Source organism: Clostridium sp. UBA7791 (assembly GCF_002480755.1).
Lineage (GTDB): Bacteria > Bacillota > Clostridia > Clostridiales > Clostridiaceae > Clostridium_J > Clostridium_J sulfidigenes.
Genome location: NZ_DLCT01000013.1, coordinates 117855 through 133538 on the forward strand (window position 1 = coordinate 117855; position 15684 = coordinate 133538).

Genomic DNA, 15684 nt, shown 5'->3' on the forward strand with positions numbered 1-15684 from the left:
TAATATAATATTCAATTATTGGGATTAGTGATATAATTCTATACCCTATAATTCCATCCATTTCAGTAATTTATTTTTCTTTACAGAAATAGAAGCTCCCCTTATTATAAACTTACTCTTTTCAATAAAGGAATATTCTTTTCTAAACAAACCTGCTATTAAGTGGTGAAACCATGCTATAGGGATTAATATTTTACATATCTTTGCGTAATTATATTTATATGACATATATTCTACCCTAGGAAACATAAAACGTATGTATCTCTTTATGGCTCCTAAAGTGGCATTATTATCTTTACATTCATAGTTAAAAGCAATTTGATTACCGAAGGCATTTACCACGTCCTTTTTTCCATAAACTCCACCCTTTAAAATTTCATCTATGAGCAAATTAATATATTTTACTTGATCCAATTTAATATTTATTAATTCATTAGGAACTTTCATGTGAAATAATCTATTACATAATAAAAAAATTATAACGTTAAACTTTTCAAAACCATATTTCTTGGATTTGTCTAAGAAACTTATCCATGAAATTTCATTTCCCTTATTTTCTACTAATAATACTAAGTCACAAAGCTGTCTTAACCCAAATCCATTGGCAGCTAAATGAGATGCCATATGCATACATAGGTGTAAAGCTAAATCTTCATAGCAAAGAGATTTTACTTCTGAGTTACCTACATTAATTTTTATAGAATTATTCCATACATCTTCTTCAAATTTATCAAGATCAATACTAAATCCATCTCTCTTAACAATATGCCAGTGTACTTCTATAATAGGAAAAGTATAATGATAAAATACTATATGATGAGATGAAGCATGATCCTCTAATTGGCTATAACCCAAGTCTAATAAAATACATTTAACTTTTTTCAAATCTTCTTTATGAACTAATATATCTGCATCATTCATATCCCTTTGTTCTGGGTGAGGATAAAAATTCCTTACCACTAGTCCCTTTAATACAATTACAGGAATTTCTTCGTCATTAAACCTACTAAATATTTTAGCTAAATTATATATATTTCTCAGTTGTTTTGTTCCAGTATGAAATACTGATATCTGAAGCTTTTTTAGCAATTCACAATCTAGCTGTGATATCATATCTTTTTCACTTAAAGATGAATAAATTATTCCCTCCACTTTATGTAATTGGGCTATAGTTAATATTTTATCCCAATTAACGTTATTATATAATCTATATGTTATTTTCCCCCTGATTGAATGAGACAATAATTCTATGAATTCACTCTGTGTATTGTCCATAATTACACTCCTAACTATATTAAATTTACGTTCTTTATAATTCACCTTTACTTTGAATTTATGTTAATATATGTATTACACAACAATTGTAACATATTTACAATTATGTGAACACCTTTATTCTTCATGGTTAGATATTTCCCTCTAAAAAAGTTACCCAACCTTAGTTGAATAACTCTAAATTTAATTTATGAAATATAATATATCTGAAATATTTCTCTCTCCATTAAAATCTGAAGGTTCATTTATAACTTCACCATTAAAATATAATGTAGATGAGCCTCCTCCATCTAAGTTATATGCAAGGTTGCAACCTAACTTTTGAAATTCAATTGCTAAATCATAACAACTCATCCCCTTGGACCTAATACTTCTTCCATCAACCACAATTATTACATATTCTAATGATCCTTTTTGACCAATAGCTGTGCGTGGTTGCATATCTTCCTTATACCATGTATCTCCATAATCAACAATGTTACCATCTTTAATTAGATCTGGACCAAAGTCATAGGTATGCCTTGCACCCAAACTCAATAATTCTTCTGCATTCTTCTTTCCATACTCATATATTTTAAAGTTTCCTTCCTTATCTATAACCAATGGAGCACAATCTAAATCAGTACCTCTGTATACTACACCATCTCTTATTACATATCCTGATGTATTAAATCCACAAGCTGCACCATTAATAGCAAGAATAGCATTATGCCTGTTGGCTATAGAAGATGTTTTCTCTTTTATATTTAAGGAAAAAATGTCTCCTGAAAAAGCAGAATTAAGCTGACTTTGATTTTTTATCTTTACTGTTGTAATCCAACATCTAAGGTTTGGGTTAACTTTTACTATAGGTTCAATGATGATCATCATTGTAGGTGACCCATACTTCCTAATCCCTGTTTCATTATCTATTTTAACATATGTATCAGATGGAAATTCATCAAGCTCTACCTGAGAAATAACTTCACTATTTAATGGAGTATAATTATATAAACTAGCAACTAAAAATAGTAATATCCCTATTAAAATAGCAGATAATATTATTGTGATAATCTTTCCAACATCTAGATTACTTAATAATTTTGAGTTCCTCTCATTCATAATATCTCCCCTTGTAATACTTATACTAATATAAATATGTGCAATTATTGTTAATTATAAACAAAAGGACCAATTAATTTAAAACTAATTAGTCCTTTTGTTTATATTATTTTAGTTATTTTTTCATTTGTATTGCTAACTTTCTTAACCTCTGGTAATGATACATGACCCCACCAACGATGAGTCCATGCTACTTTCTCTATTTCACTTTCTTCAGGTATAATTTCAAAATTCAATGCTCTTTCTACTCTATCAACGTCGGTATATGAACCATATTGATTCATTTGTGTTAATAATAATATAGCACTATATTTTCCTGGAGCTAGTGTACTTATATCCAAATTAAATATATCATCATACATGATGCCTGATTTTGCATTTACAAAAGGCTTTGAATAGCTTACACCAACTGGTGTATTATCTGAAAATAAGACTTCAACTCTCAGTCTTAAATTAAACAAATCTTTACCAGCTTTCCATTTCATTTTAAAGGTAATAGATTCTTTAGAAGTAAATATACAATCTTTATTATTTAGTATTTGCGTACTTATAATAGTTGCACTTTGCATAATATGTGATTGCCTTTTTTGGTTTTCAAGATTCATTAGTGGGGTAGTATTAAAATTATTATTCATATAAACTTTTATTCCATCATCTACATCACCATCAAAGATAATTTTTCCATGGTCTAAAACTATTACCCTACTACAAAGCTGTTGTATTGTCCTCATACTATGGCTTACATAAAGTATTGTTCTTCCCCCATCTGCTATATCCTCCATCTTTCCTAGACATTTTTCTTGAAATCTCATGTCCCCTACCGCTAATACTTCATCAACTATGAGAATATCTGGATCAAGATGAGCTGCTACTGCAAATGCAAGCTTTACATGCATTCCACTTGAATATCTTTTTACTGGTGTATCAAGAAATTCACCTATTTCTGAAAATTCTACTATATCCTTAAACTTAGCCTCTATCTCCTTTTTTTTCATGCCTAAGATAGACCCATTTAAATAAATATTTTCTCTTCCTGTTAATTCTTGATTGAATCCTGTTCCAATTTCTAAGAGAGAAGAAATCCTACCTTTTATTTTAATTTCTCCCTCCGTTGGAAGTGTAATTCTAGAAAAAACTTTTAAAATAGTAGATTTTCCAGCTCCATTATGCCCAATTATTCCAATTCTTTCACCTCTATTAACGGTAAAATTAATATCTTTCAATGCCCAAAATTCATTACCAGATGACATTTTATTCTTCTTACTAAATGCTCCTTTAATAGAGTTTAAAAGAACAGCGATAAAAGTATCACTTTTATCTTGATTAGATAACAACCTATACTTTTTACCAATCCCTTCAACCCTCAAAACTTCCTGAACCATATAAATCCTCCTAAATTACATCAGCAAAAGTATCTTCAAACTTTATAAAAAATTTTACTCCTAATGTTAATCCTATTAATGAAATAACAATTGAAAAAATTAATGCTGGAACATATATCCTTGCTGATGGCATAATGCACCATCTAAACCCTTCAATCACTCCAACTAATGGATTAATGGAATATATTAATCTTAGATTGGTTGGTATCACTGAACTTGTATATGCAACTGGAGACAAATACATACCAAATTGCAACATTACTGGTATTATATATTTTATATCCCTATATTTTACATTAAGTGCAGAAAAAAATAAGCCAAATCCTAAGGCTATTGTGAAAGCTAAAATAATAAAACATGGAAATAATAATATTTTTATTGGAGGTAAGTATCCAGTGAAAATCATTATAATTAATAAAACTAATAATGAAATAACAAAATCTATAAACGCTGTAACCACAGAAGATATAGGTAATGTAAGCCTTGGAAAGTATATTTTTTTAATCATATGACCATTATTAACTAGACTATTAGATACACCATTGAATGCTGCAGAAAAAAAATTCCATGGTAAAAGCGCTGAATACACCATAATTGCGTAAGGAACCCCATTCTCTGAGGGCATATTTGCTAATCCTCCAAATACAAATGTCATGATTATCATTGAAAATATTGGCTGAAAAATAGCCCAGAGTACCCCTAGTGCAGTTTGTTTATATCTAACTATAATATCCTTCCATGATAAAAATGTTATAACTTCTCTATATTTCCACAGTTCTTTCAATCTCTTTTTATGAGATGGTTTACCTGTTATTAAAATTACCTCATTCATAGTATTTCCCCCTTTAATTGTAAGTACTTATTATACAAATTTGAATTTATACAAAATAGTACCCACATACATTTTTCTTTAAAGCTAAATAAAGGACATTTTAATAAATATAATAATTCTGACGCAAATAATTTTTTATATGTTTTTATATGTGTATTATCCATATTCAATAGATTAAACGCTTTTTTATAGCAATTAAAAAACTTAAAACAAATGTATACTGAGCTTTATTATATAAGTTAATATTTCTTATTTCTTTAAAGAATTTTATTCTATCTTTATATGCATATGCTGCATCAAAATTTTTTAATGTAAATTTACCATTTGTAATTCCCTCTTCATTTTGATAATAATAATACAAGGGATAGTTAATATATACAGTATTTTTACTATTAAATAATACTTTATGAATTACAAATTCATCTTCATGTATTTTACCATAAGGATATCTTATATTTTCAAATATGTTTTTATGATATAACTTATTCCAAGCTGTAACAAACTTAACTCCATTCTCCTTATGCATCTCATTTAATGCTTCAACATTATTAAATTTATTTATATTTAATATTTTAGGAATTTCATATTTTTCTATGCTCTTATTATTCACCATATCATAGTCACAAAATGCAATATCAGCCTGATAATCAATTATAGTATTATATAATATATCATACATATTTGGATGTATGTACTCATCACTATCTACAAATCCTATGTATTCACCCTTTGCTATATCTAACCCTGAATTTCTTGCTGAAGAAACTCCTTCATTATTTTTGTGTATAACTCTTATTCTTTTATCCTTTGTAGCATAATCATCGCATATTTTACCACAATTATCTGGTGAACCATCATCTACAAGTATTAGTTCAAAATCTTTAAATTTTTGATTAAGAATTGAATTAATACATCTATTAATATATTTTTCTACTTTGTATACTGGTACTATGATACTTATTTTACACATACACACCCACCTATAAACTATTAAATTTAAACCTAATATAATTTATTATAAATTTAAATATATCTTTATAATTAAAAACAGTTAGTTTTCTTAGACTTTTTTTTATTTTTGTAAAATTCTTCAACAAGAATTTTACAGGATACCTATAGAGTATATCTATATAAAAACTTTTTAAATATATTACCCCATTATCAAACTCATATCTATAATCAATACTTAAATCTTCTTGTATAATGTAATCTTTTATTCTAATATATCCCCAAAGTAAATCTAATATCTTCTCATTTTTACTACCAGTTGTTGAATCTGACCTAATCAAATAATTATACCCTATATGCTTTGCCACACTCACTTTACTAGACTTTAAAAATAACTTAGGTATTAACTCTAAATCTTCATAATACTTGCCTTCATAAAATAATAAGTTATTATTTAAAAATAGCTCTCTTCTAAATAATTTATTCCATGGATGTGCTCTTTTTAAAATGTCACTAAAAATTATATCTTTAGGAATATACTTATATCTTACAATTCCACCTTCATCTACCTCATTTACACCAGTTAAACACATATCAGCATCATTATATACACATGTTTCATAAAGAATCTTATACATATCAACCTCTATCCAATCATCACTATCAACAAATCCTATATACTCACCTCTTGCAATATTTATACCTGCGTTTCTTGCTGTTGACTGTCCTCCATTTTCTTTATGAATCACTATAACCCTTTCATCTAATTCACCATATTCATCACACATTTTACCAGAACTATCTGTTGATCCATCATCTATAAGAATAAGTTCAAATTCCTTAAAAGTTTGATTTAATATGGAATCAACACATTTATGAATATATTTTTCAACATTATATACAGGCACTATTATACTTATTTTAGGATTCATATTATTTTTCCTTTCAATTAATATAGTTACATAGTTTACTAACTTCACATGTTGTATCTATCTTCTCCCTAGATAAAGCTTTTGAAAAATTCTCACTAACTTTTGGATTATCGATAAGAAATTTAATTTTATCGCATATTTTATCTAAAGTACACTCAGCAATTAAACCATTCTGTCCATCCTCAATCTGTTCATTAGATCCAATAAAATTTGTAATAACTATTGGCTTGTTTAAACATTTTGCCTCTGCTATGGTTATACCGTAGCCTTCATGTCTTGAAGGCTGAACATAGATATCTGAAGCCTTTATGTAGGGATAAGGATTTATAGTTTCTCCTAATAAAATAAAATCGTTTCTCAGATTAAGATTTTCTATAAGCCTCTCATATTCATCTCTATCATTACCTTCTCCAACACAATACCATCTTACTTTATACCCTTGTTTTTTCAATTTATCTAATACGCTTATTGCCAAATCTTGCCCCTTTTCTTTAGATAATCTTCCTATAGTCAAAATTCTTATACCTTTAAAACCATTGTCAAAATCTATTTTTTCTTGAGCCATGTCTTTAATTAATTCATGTGAAACTAAATTGTTAAACACCTGTGATTTAGTAGATGTAACTGGAAACTGCTTATTTAATATTCTCTCTCCATTCTTAGACACTACAAATATCTTATTAAATCTTTCATATAACTTTGTATATAATTTTTTATTTATCTCATGATGTGAAATATCAAAATGTACCCAGGAGATTTTTAGTTTTGCTTTAATTTTATGTGTTATATAAGCATCTATTATCTCAGTTGGACCTGCATAGGCTATTGCTGCATCATATTCTTTCATATTCATTGGAATGCTTTTTAGTATGTTTTTATAATATATATATCTATCATTTGATTTTTTACTCTTAAAATATGAATAAAAAAATCCAAGAATTTTATGATATTTTCTCTTCTTAATATAACTTTTTATAGTCTCATAAGGTGAATCCATAAGAATTGGTTTAATATCTTGAAACCAATTAGTTTCTTCTACTTTTACCCACTGTGGAAGATATTCTAGAAAACCGCCTTTTTTCTCAAGGAGTAAGATTGTAACATTATATTTATCCTTTGGTATAACTGATAATAGTGAAAGCAAGGACTTTTCAACTCCACCAATATTCATACTGCTTAACATAAATAGAACTTTTTTCACTGGCATTACTCCTATCCTTCTATCATTTTTCAGTTCATAATTACTCTACTAATTTTTTCAATTTCTGCTGTTGTATTTATAATCTTACTACTAAGGTTGTTTCTAATTGCCTCATATAAGTCATTATTGTCTAATAGCTTTTTAACCCCTAAATATATGGAATCAGCATCTTCACTAACTATAATTCCATTTTCTTCATTAATTATTTGCTCAGTGGCTCCAGTAAAATTAGTTGTTATAATTGGATTATTAAAGCACCTAGCTTCAGCTAAAGTTATACAGTATCCTTCATGTCTTGATGATTGTACATATATATCACAATCTTTCATATATGGATAAGGATTTAATCTTGATCCTAATAGTACATAATCTTTTTCAATTTTAAATTTATTTATCATTGTCTCATACTCACTTTTAGCTCCACCTTCTCCAACACAATACCAACGTACTTTATACCCTTCACTTTTTAATCTTGCTAAAACAGGTATAGTTAAATCTTGTCCTTTTTCTTTGCTTAATCTTCCTACTGTAAGAATCCTAATTCCGTGAAAATCATCTTTAAAAGAAGCTCCATTATCAGCAAACCTATTAATCTTCTCATGATCTAGAATATTATAAAATACTTGGGTCTTATCCATTACCTTAGGAAAACTCTTTATAAATTTACCTAACCCATCTTTGGATACCACAAAAATTTTATCAAAACTTTTATATAGCTTAGATGCTAATCTTTTGTTAAAATGTATTTTTTCTATATCAAAGTGTATCCATTGTACTTTTTTTTCTGAGTTTATTTTATTTGCTACAAAATATGTTATAAAGTCCATAGGTCCTGCATAAGCTACTGCAATATCATAGTTTTTATCTAAAGCTTTTATATTTTTAAAGATATACCTATAATAGTAGCTAAGATTCCCAGTAATTTTAGTGATGAAATATAAGATGGCAATAATGATACTCTCTAAATATTTATGTTCTGTTACATTTTTCTTTAACACAGATAAAGGTGACTCATTAAAATATGATTTTAAACTCTTATATTCATATACATACTTAACACTAACCCAGTCTGGTATTTTATTTAAAAATCCGCCATATTCCTCTAACATAAGAATAGTAATATCCCATTTAGTTCTATCCATTTCTCTTATCATCGATAGCAGCGCTTTTTCTGTACCACCTATGTTCATATTAATAACCATAAATATTATTTTATACATTTAATCACATCCACAATAGTAATATATTTCTTACTTCATATATTTTAGTTACTATTTAAACAATTCATAAATTTTATATATTTCATTCATTGTATTATAATAGCTTTCTGATTTAAGATTTCTAAGGATCTTATCTCTGAAACTGTGGTCATCTAAATATTTTTTTATCCCATTTAATAGTTGTCCTTCATCTTGTTCTACAATTAAACCATCTTGCTCATTTTTAATTAATTCATTAGAAGTATTAAAATTAGTACATACAATTGGTTTTTTCAAGATTTTTGCTTCAATAACAGTTAATCCAAAACCCTCATTTCTTGATGGTTGAACGTATATATCACACATTTTCATGTAAGGATATGGGTTATCACGAGATCCTAATAATATAAAATATTTTTCAAGGTCATATACTTTAACTAAATCTTGCAATTTCGCTTTATCTTGTCCATCTCCAATAACATACCATTTAAACCTATAACCACTACTTCTTAGTAAATTAGCAGTTTTTATTGCTACATCATATCCCTTATATCCTATTACTAATCTGCCTACAGTTAATATATTCACTTCATTAGAATCAATTTCTTTAATTTTTTCTGTTGCCATATTTACAATTATATCCGGATTAACTATATCTTTAATTACTACTATTTTATTTGTATAATTTTTGTTTACATTTATAATTGAATCTTTTGATGCCTCAGAAACTGCAACTATTTTGTCAATTTTATCATAAAACATTTTATCTAACTCTTTATTATAAGTAGTAGCTTTGTAATCACAATTTATCCAAGCTATTTTCTTATTTGCATTTATCTTATCTACCACAAAATAAGTTGGAAATCCTTGTGCAAAGGCAATTGCTATATCATATTTCTTTTCAATCCTTTTTAATATATTTTTTTGATTTATATAAAATATTTGTTGATTGTTTTTAGTTTTTTTACTCTTTAATTTATTTAATCGTATATCTATAGATGATTTTATACGACACATTCTGTATAATAATCCCTTAACTATTGTTTTATCGTAATTTTCATTGTTTAAGTATAAATAAAAATTGGGAATATCTAATATATTAACTTTATTTGGAATATATTTGTCTAATGATTCTCCCTTTTTTAGCATTAACAAATCTACTCTATACTTTGAATAATCAATTACATTTAAAAGAGAAACTAAACTTTTTTCTGAACCTCCGATTGATAAGGAATTAATTACAAATAATATATCTTTTTTCACTATTAATCACCTACTTTTTGATAGATAAAACTTCATTTATATAATTTTTTGAAGAAATAATTTTTGCTTTTAAAATTTTATCCACTTTAGCATAATCTATATCCTCTAACAATTTATCCAAAATATAGTCATTTTCAATATATCTATGTTCTAAATTAAAATCAATTAACAAATCTCTCATCCTTGTATTTATATTCTCTAACCTTCTAACAATTGCCATAGGTTTCTTATATATTAAAGAAAATGCCACTGCATGAAACGAGTTTGATATTACAAATTCTGCATTTCTCACTAAAGATATGAAAGTTTCTGGTCCACTGAATTTGAAGTTTTTATCCTCATATGACCCTCTATAGTGATTTATAGTATATATCTTACATCTTCTATAATGTGAAATTTCCAATGCTAATTTCTTTATAATAGGATTATTATCAAAATCATAAACTAATACATATTTATCTTTAAATTCTGTATTACCAATATCATCCCATATTTTTCTATCTAATAAAAATACAGGATCAACTACCACTTCTACTTTTTTTAACTCTAATTCATTAATGATTTTTTTACCACTTTTTTCTCTCACCGATATTCTATCTAATTTTAGTAGATTTTCTCTTACAAAATTTTTGTATTTATTATCAATAGTTTCTGTCGCAAAACTTGCTGCATAGGAAGCTCTTATTTTAGAATCTGGTACAAAATCGAGATAAAAAGCAGGATCTTTTCCATTATCTCGTAAACAATTCCATATTTGATCACTTCCACATAAATAAACATCTGCTTTAGGAATATTATTTATTAGTTGTATATTAGATGTATATCTATATTTTGATAATGACATAAATTTATTTTTAAAAGTGTCAAAGGCTTTCTTCCTTTTCAATGCTTCTAATTTAAATGGTAATTTTAAAATTATATAAGTAAGTTTTGTTATATAATTTTTGTTCCACTTAGGGTTATCTATTGAAATTATTTTATAATGTCCACTTAAATAATCTGGCTTATAATCAATAATTTCCACATCATTTCCAATCTGCTTTAAATATTCTATTAATGCATATGCTTGTAGTGAAGCTCCATGATTATATACATCATGACAAGTTATTGTACACACTTTCATAATTTTATTCCTTATCTTTTATTTATAGTAAATCATATTTTTCTTTTGAGTAAACTACTTACTAACGGTTCCATATCTTCTCCCTTTCTTAAAATAGCTTATATATTTTTCCTAATTCTTCCATATTACTATAGTTACTCTTTCCACAACACTCTTCCATTTCCTTTTTTAAACGTCTGTCATTGTAAATATTTTCTATTCCAGAAGCTATTCCTTCTACTGATTTATCACATATTAATCCATCAACTCCATCTCTTAACTGACTTTTAGCCGTAGGATAGTTAGTAATGATTACAGCCTTTCCTAGTATTTGAGCCTCAGTAACAGTTACAGCTCGTCCTTCATACCTTGATGGCTGTACATATAAATCACAACCTTTCATATAGGGATATGGATTGATTTTTTTTCCTAGTATTATAAAATCTTTCTCAAGATGATTCTCTTTTATTAACTTTCTTATCATCTCCTCATCTCCCCCATACCCAACTACATACCACTTTATATCTGTAAACCCTTTATCATGCAATGTTCTTAAAGCTCTAACTCCATTATCTATTCCCTTTGCCATTGACAATCTAGCTACTGATAGAAGCTTAAAGCCTTTTCCTTTACTTATATCATCTTCCACTTCTTCTTCAGCCATGAATCTTATAAACTCTGGAGATACAATATTCTCCATTACCACCACCTTATTTTTTAGTTTGTTATATTTCTTTAAAAAGGAATTTTTACATTCTTCCGATACAGCTACTATAGAATCAAATTTATTCCAAAGCTCTATATCCTCTATAACATCAGTATCAATACAGGAATAATCCGTATGAATCCAGGCTATCTTTTTCTTAGCCTTTACCTTATTAGCTACAAAATAATGTGGCCATAGGTAGCTTATAGCTACATCATACTCTTTATTTAAACAAGGTAAATATTTCAATGAAAATTGCCACATCCTCTGCATCTGTACATGCCCAGATTCTTCTAAACTATTTTTCTTAGCATATTTAGAAGCATCCATTCTAGCTTTAATACGTGCTAATCCTAAACTAATTTTTTTATCCTTAAATATCTCTAATATAGATTTTCGAAAGGTGGTGTATTCTTCTATCTCATCTAAAATGTTAAATTTGCCCCTTAATAACTTCATAAAATCTCCTTTATGTCTATATAACATCAAATCTACATTATAATTGTTATAATCAAAGCTTTCTAAAATATTTATAAGACTTCTCTCTACTCCCCCAACTTCCATATCAAAGGATGCTATTAGCACATTTTTCATATTTATTCCCTTCTAATTCTATTCCATATAATTTATATAGTTTACCTTTAACGTCCTCAATTCTATATCCATGAAACTCAAATGTTCTTTTTATTAACATCTTATCAACCTTGGATTGTTCTAACATTTCCATTACTGTATTACTCCAAATTTCTATACCTGCTTCAAGATTCAATCTCTTAAGTAGATCTAGATGTAAATCTGCTTCCGGCTGAATAGCTGTAGATGTTAAACATGGTACTCCTGAAGCTTGTGCCTCTAAAAGTACAAGGCCTAATCCCTCATAGGTGGATGGTAATATAAATAAATCTATTTCCTTAAGTATGTTATTCACATCATCTCTAATACCTAACAGATGTATGTTATTCTCTAAGTTTAATTTTTTAATTTTTTCTTCTATAGGCCCCCTTAAGTCTCCATCACCAATTAAAATGCATTTAAATTTAGGATTTATTCTCACTAAGTTTGACATTAAATTAATTAGAAAATTATGATTTTTCACACGAATAAATCTTCCTACATTTCCAATTAAAATATCATCATTGTTTATTCCTAATTTTTTTCTTATATAGCTACTACCTTCATTATTAATAAATCTTTCATAATCAATATAATTAGGTAATTTACAGTATCTATCATCTTTAAGTGTACTGTATCCAAATAAATACTTACCTGCTGCATCGCTACATGACAAAAAGTTTGTGGAAAACCCCTTTATTAATCCCTTCATTATGGATATGTATAATCTTTTTATTAGACTTTTACTACAATCCTTAGTAGTATGGGCATGAGATATCCTTACCTTTACTCCAACTAGTTTTGCAGCCAATACTCCAACTCCACAATTAAATAAAGTATGAGCATGAACAGCACTATACTCATCATCATTCTTTATAATCTTCATTAAATTTATTACGGATTTTATCACACCTACTTCACTTGGAGGATCTAACTTTATTATTCTTCCACCTAATTTTCTAATTTCTTCATCATAATAGCCTTCCTTATGGTAATAAGAAACAAAGTCAAATTGAATCTCCTTATAAACCTTTCTATATAAATTCATAAGCATAGTTTCGGTACCACCCACGTCCATTCCACCTACAATATGAAGCACCTTATTTCTTTTCATTTCTCATCTCTCCTTACTTTTCATCTATGATTGGGAGTATAATAGAAAATAGATTTTATATCTAAAACACTCTTATATTGCATATTAAGTCCTATTACTTGCTCTCTATAAAAGAATATTAGATAACACACTATGAATGCTAAATATATTGTTCGTCTTTGCTTACCCTCTAGACAATTCTGTATTATATACGGCAATAGTATAAAGTTGTATAATTGTAAATATAATGAAAACCTATTAAATATCCAATTTGACATACCAAAGGCTACAAATATGCAATTTAAAAGAGCCATATTAACAAATACATTACTCTGTGGCCACTTTTCTTTTAGTTCATTCCTTTTTAAATATGCAAATATAATTGGAACCATGTTTACAAAGGTTCTCATTATACTTGATCCTCCTTCGTCAAAATCTGAATAATACCCATAATTAGTATTTTCTATAATCTTAAACAAGTAACTGCTTAGCACCTCATAAAAAAGAAGTCCTAATACAGCAATTCCAATTATCATGTATATTTTCTTTGACCAAGGTTTTAATCTTGCTATAAAATATATCGGAATCATAAATAGAGCTGATTGATGAATAGTTGAAATTATAAGTACACTTAATAAGTATTTTTTAAAGCTACCATCTATAATAAACTTTACGCATAGAAATAAAAGAGCTGCTGCTAAACACTGTCTCAGTCCATTCATGGTAACTGTAAAATAACCTGCTGCTATATACATAAATATTTCTAGTTCTATATAACCCCTGTACTTGTTTAATACATAGACATTACATAGTTGAGTTATTAGAGCTACTACAAATACAATAGTTAGTGGATTATTGGAAAATTGAATTAAAATTAAATTTAATAGGACAAAACCATAGTCTCCATTAGCTTTAGAAAAACTAGGATTTTCTACTAAAAGATTATAGGTGTGCTTATACATACCTGTATCTCCAATACCAGACCTTAGCCCTGAAAATAATACTAAAACCGAAACTACAAGAGAAATCCAAAATATAGCTATAAGCTTGTACTTTTTATCATTAGCCATTCTAGCAAGCAATGATAATATAAAAGTTGAAGCTAAGGTAGCATAATATATTCCCATTTTTTTCTCCTTTCTATAAGTTTCTTATATCTCTAGTTCTAAAGATTATATAACTATATAAAATACATCCCAGAGGAATAGCTGCTAACATAATCCCTTTGTATGGAACCTCACTTAAAAAATTCTTATCCTTTACAATTAAACTACTAGATACATAATGGACACATTCTTTAAATCTGTATAATAAAGATGTATTAGGTATCTTTAAGTTTTCTATTCTATAGAAGCACCATCCCTTAGGATTATTTCTGTATTGTCTAAGCATATTCTTAGTAGACCCATCTTCCATGTATTCTACAATACAAACAGGTTCATTAACTAAAGCTAGTTTGTACTTCTCATCTAGTTTATGACACTTATAAGCTAGTCCTACATATTTCTCATCTTCAAACTCTGGATATGGATATTTTTTTGTAAGCTCAGTCCTATATATAAGTTTTTTATCTCCTTTAATACCATATTTATGATATATATCAAATAAAGTAGCTTCCCTTAATCCTTCTGAAAACTTTGTTCCTATTATCTCACCAGTTTCATATAAATCAAGAGCTGCAATTCCTGCTATATTTTCTGCCTTTCTTTCTTCCCAAGCCTTTAGAATTTTTTCTACTCCATCATCTGTCATATAATCATCTGAATCTATACATATATTTAGTTCTGTATCAATATTTTCATAGGCAGTATTATGAGCACTATGCATACCGCCATTTTTTTTATATATATAATCTATTTGAAAGTCTGCTTCCTCTTTCCAATTTATAATCAGCTCTTTAGTATCATCTGTTGATCCATCATCTATTACCAACCATTTGAAATTTTTATTTGTCTGTCTTCTCAAACTTTCATAACACTTATATATGAGTTCTTTTCTATTATAAGTTGGCGTAAAAACTGTTAAAATTGGTTTCATT

Annotated in this window: 14 protein-coding genes; all 14 read right to left on the bottom strand. The window is 27.6% G+C overall.

What is annotated here, in order from left to right; genetic code table 11:
- Positions 1-45: 45 nt before the first annotated feature.
- Entirely contained in the window at positions 46-1275 is a 1230-nt protein-coding gene (locus B3Z56_RS16025) for a nucleotidyltransferase family protein (RefSeq protein ID WP_346879181.1), read from the bottom strand.
- A 183-nt stretch (positions 1276-1458) separates the two neighbouring features.
- Entirely contained in the window at positions 1459-2376 is a 918-nt protein-coding gene (locus B3Z56_RS16030) for a phosphodiester glycosidase family protein (RefSeq protein ID WP_346879182.1), read from the bottom strand.
- 101 nt (positions 2377-2477) lie between these two features.
- A complete protein-coding gene (locus B3Z56_RS16035; protein ID WP_346846597.1) occupies positions 2478-3758 on the bottom strand; it encodes a polysaccharide ABC transporter ATP-binding protein in 1281 nt (426 codons plus the stop codon).
- A gap of 10 nt (positions 3759-3768) precedes the next feature.
- The gene (locus B3Z56_RS16040) at positions 3769-4590 is read right to left on the bottom strand and encodes an ABC transporter permease (RefSeq protein WP_346879183.1); all 822 of its coding nucleotides are present in this window, start codon (positions 4588-4590) and stop codon (positions 3769-3771) included.
- Between the two features lie 166 nt (positions 4591-4756).
- Positions 4757-5560, bottom strand: coding sequence for a glycosyltransferase family 2 protein (locus B3Z56_RS16045; RefSeq protein ID WP_346876935.1), 804 nt, complete (start codon positions 5558-5560; stop codon positions 4757-4759).
- 10 nt (positions 5561-5570) lie between these two features.
- Positions 5571-6470 (bottom strand): glycosyltransferase family 2 protein, encoded by a 900-nt coding sequence (locus B3Z56_RS16050; RefSeq protein WP_346846594.1) that lies wholly within the window; start codon positions 6468-6470, stop codon positions 5571-5573.
- 13 nt (positions 6471-6483) lie between these two features.
- Complete coding sequence (locus B3Z56_RS16055) at positions 6484-7671, bottom strand: glycosyltransferase (protein ID WP_346846593.1); 1188 nt, start codon at positions 7669-7671, stop codon at positions 6484-6486.
- 29 nt (positions 7672-7700) lie between these two features.
- Positions 7701-8891, bottom strand: coding sequence for a glycosyltransferase (locus tag B3Z56_RS16060; RefSeq protein WP_346846592.1), 1191 nt, complete (start codon positions 8889-8891; stop codon positions 7701-7703).
- A 51-nt stretch (positions 8892-8942) separates the two neighbouring features.
- Positions 8943-10133, bottom strand: a complete 1191-nt coding sequence (locus B3Z56_RS16065; protein ID WP_346879184.1) for a glycosyltransferase — start codon at positions 10131-10133, stop codon at positions 8943-8945.
- 10 nt (positions 10134-10143) lie between these two features.
- Positions 10144-11256 carry a polysaccharide pyruvyl transferase family protein gene (locus tag B3Z56_RS16070; RefSeq protein WP_346846590.1) on the bottom strand — a complete coding sequence of 371 codons (1113 nt, stop codon included), beginning with the start codon at positions 11254-11256 and terminating at the stop codon, positions 10144-10146.
- 88 nt (positions 11257-11344) lie between these two features.
- Complete coding sequence (locus B3Z56_RS16075) at positions 11345-12535, bottom strand: glycosyltransferase (RefSeq protein WP_346876939.1); 1191 nt, start codon at positions 12533-12535, stop codon at positions 11345-11347.
- Positions 12507-13667, bottom strand: coding sequence for a glycosyltransferase family 1 protein (locus B3Z56_RS16080; protein ID WP_346879185.1), 1161 nt, complete (start codon positions 13665-13667; stop codon positions 12507-12509). The genes B3Z56_RS16075 and B3Z56_RS16080 overlap by 29 nt, the downstream gene beginning before the upstream one ends.
- A gap of 20 nt (positions 13668-13687) precedes the next feature.
- Positions 13688-14773, bottom strand: coding sequence for an EpsG family protein (locus B3Z56_RS16085; RefSeq protein WP_346879186.1), 1086 nt, complete (start codon positions 14771-14773; stop codon positions 13688-13690).
- Between the two features lie 13 nt (positions 14774-14786).
- Positions 14787-15683, bottom strand: coding sequence for a glycosyltransferase family A protein (locus B3Z56_RS16090; RefSeq protein WP_346846586.1), 897 nt, complete (start codon positions 15681-15683; stop codon positions 14787-14789).
- Between the last annotated feature and the right edge of the window lies 1 nt (position 15684).

Coding starts and splice junctions, on each gene's coding strand:
- B3Z56_RS16025 (WP_346879181.1), bottom strand. CDS start 1,275: ATGGACAATACACAGAGTGAATTCATAGAATTATTGTCTCATTCAATC.
- B3Z56_RS16030 (WP_346879182.1), bottom strand. CDS start 2,376: ATGAATGAGAGGAACTCAAAATTATTAAGTAATCTAGATGTTGGAAAG.
- B3Z56_RS16035 (WP_346846597.1), bottom strand. CDS start 3,758: ATGGTTCAGGAAGTTTTGAGGGTTGAAGGGATTGGTAAAAAGTATAGG.
- B3Z56_RS16040 (WP_346879183.1), bottom strand. CDS start 4,590: ATGAATGAGGTAATTTTAATAACAGGTAAACCATCTCATAAAAAGAGA.
- B3Z56_RS16045 (WP_346876935.1), bottom strand. CDS start 5,560: ATGTGTAAAATAAGTATCATAGTACCAGTATACAAAGTAGAAAAATAT.
- B3Z56_RS16050 (WP_346846594.1), bottom strand. CDS start 6,470: ATGAATCCTAAAATAAGTATAATAGTGCCTGTATATAATGTTGAAAAA.
- B3Z56_RS16060 (WP_346846592.1), bottom strand. CDS start 8,891: ATGTATAAAATAATATTTATGGTTATTAATATGAACATAGGTGGTACA.
- B3Z56_RS16070 (WP_346846590.1), bottom strand. CDS start 11,256: ATGAAAGTGTGTACAATAACTTGTCATGATGTATATAATCATGGAGCT.
- B3Z56_RS16075 (WP_346876939.1), bottom strand. CDS start 12,535: ATGAAAAATGTGCTAATAGCATCCTTTGATATGGAAGTTGGGGGAGTA.
- B3Z56_RS16080 (WP_346879185.1), bottom strand. CDS start 13,667: ATGAAAAGAAATAAGGTGCTTCATATTGTAGGTGGAATGGACGTGGGT.
- B3Z56_RS16085 (WP_346879186.1), bottom strand. CDS start 14,773: ATGGGAATATATTATGCTACCTTAGCTTCAACTTTTATATTATCATTG.
- B3Z56_RS16090 (WP_346846586.1), bottom strand. CDS start 15,683: ATGAAACCAATTTTAACAGTTTTTACGCCAACTTATAATAGAAAAGAA.